General features: G+C 72.6%; 4 protein-coding genes. 1 reads left to right on the top strand and 3 read right to left on the bottom strand.

Annotated elements, in window-relative coordinates; translation table 11 throughout:
- Positions 1–670: maltotransferase domain-containing protein (locus ABEA26_RS23310; protein WP_345595169.1), on the bottom strand; the 670-nt coding region annotated here is incomplete at its 3' end.
- A gap of 309 nt (positions 671–979) precedes the next feature.
- On the opposite strand from ABEA26_RS23310, the gene ABEA26_RS23305 reads away from it, so the two are divergent.
- Complete coding sequence (locus tag ABEA26_RS23305) at positions 980–3598, top strand: glycosyltransferase family 1 protein (RefSeq protein WP_345595168.1); 2619 nt, start codon at positions 980–982, stop codon at positions 3596–3598.
- 57 nt (positions 3599–3655) lie between these two features.
- Here the strand turns inward: ABEA26_RS23305 and ABEA26_RS23300 are convergent, their stop codons facing one another.
- On the bottom strand, positions 3656–4165 hold the full coding sequence (locus tag ABEA26_RS23300; RefSeq protein WP_345595166.1) for a DUF1990 domain-containing protein: 510 nt from the start codon (positions 4163–4165) through the stop codon (positions 3656–3658).
- Between the two features lie 139 nt (positions 4166–4304).
- Complete coding sequence (locus ABEA26_RS23295; RefSeq protein ID WP_345595164.1) at positions 4305–6365, bottom strand: M4 family metallopeptidase; 2061 nt, start codon at positions 6363–6365, stop codon at positions 4305–4307.
- Positions 6366–6396 lie beyond the last annotated feature (31 nt).

Below are 6396 nucleotides of genomic sequence, written 5' to 3'. Positions count from 1 at the left end.
GCGGATGCCGGGCCAGCACCGCGTCCACCTCGGGCGTCAACGCCGCCGCCAGCCGAGACGCGGCCGGCCGGGTCTCGTCCCGCAGCGCGTCGACGGCGGTGAGCAGCGACCGTCGGTCCGCGCGGCCCGGCACGTCCGCGGCGGCGCGCTCGTACAACCGGGCGCCCTCCTCCAGGACCAGGTCGGTGTCCAGGCCGGCCGGGATCTTGATCCGCGCGTGGCGCCGCCAGGTGGTGACCGGGTCGCCCCACGCCTCCACGGTGTACGACCACAGGCCGGGCTCACCGGCGGTGACGGTGGCGCCCCAGCGGTCGGTGCCCGGGGCCAGTTCGCGCATCGGCGCGCACGGGCCCGGTCGGCCCCGCGGATCTCTGAGGACGGCATGGGCGGCGACCGCGTCGTGGCCCTCGCGGAAGACGGTGGCCGAGATCTCGAAGGACTCGCCGGTGACGGCCTTGGCGGGCCTGCGTCCCTGCCGGACCATCGGGCGGACGTCCAGGACGGGGACGCGTCCGACGACGGTGGTGCCGTCGGCGGGCGGGGACGCGAAGGGCGCCGAGACGGGTGTGGCGGAGGGCTCCGCCGAGACGGGCGTGGCGGAGGGCTCCACCGAGACGGGCGCGGCGGAGGATACCGAGGGGGGTGCTGACGAGTGGTGCGTGGCGGGCATGACCGCTCCTGTCCGCGTCAACGTGGGTGGGCGGATGGCTCTGGGGAGGTGGGTCCTGCGGGGGTACGTGTGGGTGTACCGCAGGAGCCTTCCCACACTTTTCGGGTGGGCAATCCGGCACTTTGTTACCTACTCACGCGTATGTCGACACACGCGACGACCTGACCGGACACCTTCCCCGCCGGGAGATCGACACGCCGGTGGTTATTAGCCCGTCCGGAGAGCGCGAACGACGCCGTTCAGGCCGAATCGGAGGTCTGAGGGCGAAGGCCCCAGCGAGGGACACATCGCGCCGGTAACGTCGTCGGGGTGAAGGCGATTCGTCGACTGACCGTCCGTCCCGTTCTCCCCGACCCCCTCCGGCCCCTCAGCGACCTGGCCCGGAATCTGCGCTGGTCCTGGCATCCGGAGACCCACGACCTCTTCCAGTCCGTCGACCCCGAGTGCTGGACCGCGTCCGGCTGCGACCCGGTACGGCTGCTCGGCACCGTCCGGCCCGCACGCCTCGCGGAGCTGGCCGAGGACCGGCGCTTCCTGCGCCGGCTGACCGCGGTGGCCGACGACCTCGACCGCTACATGACCGGCGACCGCTGGTACCAGGCACAGCCCGGCCGACTCCCCGCCGCCGTGGCCTACTTCTCGCCCGAGTTCGGCATCACCGCCGCCCTGCCCCAGTACTCCGGCGGCCTCGGCATCCTGGCCGGCGACCATCTGAAGGCGGCCAGCGACCTGGGCGTGCCGCTCATCGGCGTCGGCCTGCTCTACCGCCACGGCTACTTCCGCCAGTCCCTCTCCCGGGACGGCTGGCAACAGGAGCACTACCCCGTCCTCGACCCCCACGAGCTGCCCCTCGTCCTCCTCAAGGAGACCGACGGCACCCCCGCCCACGTCGCGCTCGCGCTGCCCGGCGGCCGGGAACTGCGGGCCCGCGTCTGGCTGGCCCAGGTCGGCCGGGTGCCGCTGCTGATGCTGGACTCGGACGTCGAGGAGAACGACCTCGGCGAACGCGGCGTCACCGACCGGCTCTACGGCGGCGGCAGCGAACACCGGCTCCTCCAGGAGATGCTCCTCGGTATAGGAGGTGTCCGCGCGGTACGGACGTACTGCCGGCTCACCGGTCACGCCGCGCCGGAGGTCTTCCACACCAACGAGGGCCACGCCGGCTTCCTGGGGCTGGAACGCATCGCCGAACTCTGTGACAAGGGCCTGGAGTTCGGCTCCGCGCTGGAGGCGGTCCGGGCCGGCACCGTCTTCACCACCCACACCCCCGTCCCGGCCGGCATCGACCGCTTCGACCGCGAACTGGTCGCCCGACACTTCGGCCCCGACTCCGAGCTCCCGCGCATCGACGTCGAGCGCGTCCTCAGGCTCGGCATGGAGACCTACCCGGGCGGCGAGCCCGGCCTCTTCAACATGGCCGTGATGGGCCTGCGCCTGGCCCAGCGCGCCAACGGCGTCTCCCTGCTGCACGGCGGGGTCAGTCGGGAGATGTTCTCCGGGCTGTGGCCCGGCTTCGACGCCGACGAGGTGCCGATCACCTCCGTCACCAACGGGGTGCACGCCCCGACCTGGGTCGCCCCCGAGGTGTTCCGGCTCGGCGCCCGGCAGATCGGCGTCCAGCGGGCCGAGGACGCGCTGTCCGTCGGCGACTCGGACCGCTGGGACTCGGTCGCGGACATCGCCGACCAGGACATCTGGGAGCTGCGCCGCACCCTGCGCGAGCAGCTCGTCACCGAGGTACGGCAACGGCTGCGCGCCTCCTGGCGGCAGCGCGGCGCCGGGGCCGCCGAGCTGGGCTGGATCGACGACGTCCTCGACCCGGACGTGCTCACCATCGGATTCGCCCGGCGGGTCCCCTCGTACAAGCGGCTGACGCTGATGCTGCGCGACCGCGACCGTCTGACGGACCTGCTCCTGCACCCCGAGCGGCCCGTCCAGATCGTCGTCGCGGGCAAGGCGCACCCGGCGGACGACGGCGGCAAGCGGCTGGTGCAGGAGCTGGTGCGGTTCGCGGACGACCCGCGGGTGCGGCACCGGATCGTGTTCCTGCCGGACTACGGCATGGGGATGGCGCAGAAGCTCTACCCGGGCTGCGACATCTGGCTGAACAACCCCCTCCGCCCGCTGGAGGCGTGCGGCACCAGCGGCATGAAGGCGGCGCTCAACGGCTGCCTCAACCTGTCGGTCCTGGACGGCTGGTGGGACGAGTGGTTCCAGCCGGACTTCGGCTGGGCGATCCCCACCGCCGACGGCGCGGGCACCGACCCGGACCGGCGTGACGCCATAGAGGCCGCCGCCCTCTACGACCTGCTGGAGCAGCGGATCACCCCCCGCTTCTACGAGCGGGGCGCGAGCGGCCTGCCCGACCGGTGGATCGAGATGGTCCGCCGGACCCTGAGCCTGCTCGGACCGAAGGTGCTGGCCGGCCGCATGGTCCGCGAGTACGTCGAGCGGCTCTACACCCCGGCGGCCGAGGCGCACCGCGCGATGGACCCGGACTCGGCCCGTGCGCTGGCCGAGTGGAAGGCCCGGGTGAGGGCTGCCTGGACCGGGGTGAGCGTCGACCATGTGGAGACGTCCGCCGCGAGCGCCACGGCGGAGCTGGGCTCGACGCTCGGGCTGCGGGTACGGGTGAACCTCGGCGATCTCGCCCCGGACGACGTCGAGGTGCAGGCGGTCTCCGGCCGGGTGGACTCCGAGGACCGGATCACCGACGCGACGACCGTGCCGCTGAAACCGGCGGGCGGTCCCGACCTGGAGGGCCGCTGGCTCTACGAGGGCCCGCTGGCCCTGGACCGCACCGGCCCCTTCGGCTACACGGTCCGCGTCCTGCCCGCGCACCGGCTGCTGGCGTCCGGCGCGGAGGCGGGTCTGGTCGCGGTGCCCTCCGACGAGCTGGCCCAGGCGGCGGGGCTGCTGATGAGGTGAGCACGCCGGTGAGGTGAGCATGCCGGTGAGGTGAGCGCCCGGGCGGCGAGGACGGGCTCAGTCCTCCTCGTCGCCGCCGCTCAGCCGTCGCAGGACGGTCCCGCAGCGGCGGGCGTAGGCGTGCTGGAAGGCGCGGGCGGCCGGTCCGCCTGCCTTGGCGTACCACTTGGCCGGGCGGCTGAAGGCGGTCACCGTCAGCCAGACGGTGCCGTCGCCGGTCCGGTCGACGACGAAGGCCTCCTCGCCGGACTCGGGGTGGCCGGGCAGCGTGCCGTAGGCCCAGCCGGCCCGGCGGGGTTCGTCCAGGGTCCAGACCACCCGGCAGGGCGCCTTGATCACCCCGGCGAGGGTGACGGTGACGTCGACGCCGGGCGCCGCGCGCTCCGCGCCCGCGTCGATGCCGACGCCCATCTCCCGGTGCATCTCCCAGGTCAGCACGGCCTCGACCGCGCGTTGGAAGACCGGTTCGCCCTCCCCGAGGCGTGTGCGTACGTGCATGGGGCGGAAGCCGGGCGGGCAGTGGCCCTGCTCGCGGGTGGCGCCGACGTCGTCGTACGTGAAGGACATGGGTCCCAAGAGTAGGGCGACACCCTGGAACCTGGGGTTCCGGGTGCCGCCCTCGGGCCGTGTCGGATCACGGGCCGTGTCGGATCACGGGTGGGGCCGTGTACGGGTCGAGCCGGGAACGGCCGAGCCGGGTACGGGCTTACGGGAAGGTGAGCCGCCAGGAGTCGATGTAGCCGGTGTCCTGCCGGCCCTGGTCCTGGACACGCAGTTTCCAGGTGCCGTTGGCCGTCTCGGACGAGGCGTTGACCGTGTAGGTCTCGTGCACGTCCTCGGCCGGGTCGTAGCCGCTGTTCTTCAGGCGGTACGCCGTCCCGTCGGGCGCGACCAGGTCGATCCGCAGGTCACCGCGCCAGCTGTGCACGATGTCCACGCCCACCTTCAGGTCGCTCGGCGCGTTCCCGGCCCGGCCGGAGACGATGAGCGAGGAGGTCACCGCCGACCCGTAGTCGGGGATGTTCACGTTCGTGCCGCTCTCGAAGGTCGTGCCGTCGCCGCCGCCACCGCCGTCACCGGGGCGCGCGCCGACGTTGATGCCCGCCCACGCGTGCTGCACCGCCGTGTACTCGGCGCTGTCGGTGCCGTACAGCTCACCGGCCGCCGCGAGGGTGCCGGTGCGGGCGCCCGCGTAGTTGGTGGTCGACGTGAACTTCGTGGTCAGCGCGCGGAACCAGATCTTCTCCGCCTTGGCACGGCCGATGCCGGTGACCGGGAGACCGTCCGAGGTCGGCGAGTCGTAACTGACACCGTTGATGGTCTTGGTGCCGCTGCCCTCGCTCAGCAGGTAGAAGAAGTGGTTGGCCGGGCCGGACGAGTAGTGGACGTCGACGTTGCCGATCCCCGAGTACCAGTAGTCCTTGGACGCGCCGTCCTTGCTGGGCTCGTCCATGTAGCGCAGCGGCGTGCCGTCACCGTTGATGTCGATCTCCTCGCCGATGAGGTAGTCACCGACGTCGGAGGAGTTGTTCGCGTAGAACTCGACGGACGCGCCGAAGATGTCGGAGGTGGCCTCGTTCAGCCCACCGGACTCACCGCTGTAGTTGAGCCCCGCGGTGTTGGAGGTGAGGCCGTGCGTCATCTCGTGCGCGGCCACGTCGATGGAGGTGAGCGGGTTGGCGTTGCCGGAGCCGTCGCCGTACGTCATGCAGAAGCAGCCGTCCGACCAGAAGGCGTTGACGTAGTTGTTGCCGTAGTGGACCCGGGAGTAGGCGCCCACACCGTCACCGCGGATACCGGACCGGCCCTGGACGTTCTTGTAGTAGTCCCAGGTCAGCGCGGCCCCGTAGTGGGCGTCGGCGGCGGCGGTCTCCGCGTTGCTCGCACTGCCGTTGCCCCAGGTGTCGTCGGGGCCGGAGAAGAGCGTGCCGGTGCCGGAGGTGCCCCGGTTGAGGTTGTACGTCCTGTGGTTGCCGCGCGTGGTGTCGGTCAGCGTGTACGACGACCCGGACTGCGCGGTGCCCAGCGTCACCGTGCCGCTGTACAGGGTGTTGCCGGTGCCGTTGTGGATCGCCTGGTACTCGTGGAGCTTGGCGCCGGTGGCGGCGTCGGTTACCACGTGCAGCTCGTTGGGGGTGCCGTCCTCCTGGAGGCCGCCCACGACCGTCTCGTAGGCCAGCACCGGGGTGCCGTTCGCCGCCCAGATCACCTTGCGCGGCGCGCGGTCGGCCGCCGGCTTCTCGGCGCCGGCCGCCTTCGCGGCGGACACGGCCTGCCGCTCGGCCTTCCCGGCGGCGATCCTCGGCGTCACGGTGGCCGGTTCGATCGCCTTGGCGGTGGCCTTCACGACCCGCTCGGTCTTCCCGGCGTCGGTGCTGACGACCAGGTCACCGCCGAGGACGGGCAGCCCGTCGTAGGTGCGCTCGTAGCGGGTGTGCACGGTGCCGTCGCGGTCCTTGACCACGTCGCGGACGACCAGCTTCTCCTTGGCGCCCAGGCCGAGGCCGTCGGCGGTCTTCGCCGTGGCGGCGTCGGCGTCGCGTATCAGCTCGGCGCGCTGGGCCGGGGTGAGCTTGACGGACTCGGTGCCCGGAGCCGGGGCCGGCGCGGGTGCCGCGGTGGCGGCGCCGGACTGGACCGCGGTGGCGATCAGCGCGGCGACACCGGCCAGGGCGACGGCCGCGGCACGACGGTGCGCGGCGCGGTGCCCGGTGGTGCGGTGGGACGAGGTGTGGGAGGTGCGTCTGTGGGGAGTGCTGCTGCTCAACACTGACTCCTTCTGCGTGGCCGCGGATCGC

Source organism: Streptomyces marokkonensis (assembly GCF_039539045.1).
GTDB classification, from domain to species: domain Bacteria; phylum Actinomycetota; class Actinomycetes; order Streptomycetales; family Streptomycetaceae; genus Streptomyces; species Streptomyces marokkonensis.
Note: the sequence above shows the minus strand (reverse complement) of the source record. Positions and strands in the feature narration are given on the sequence as shown.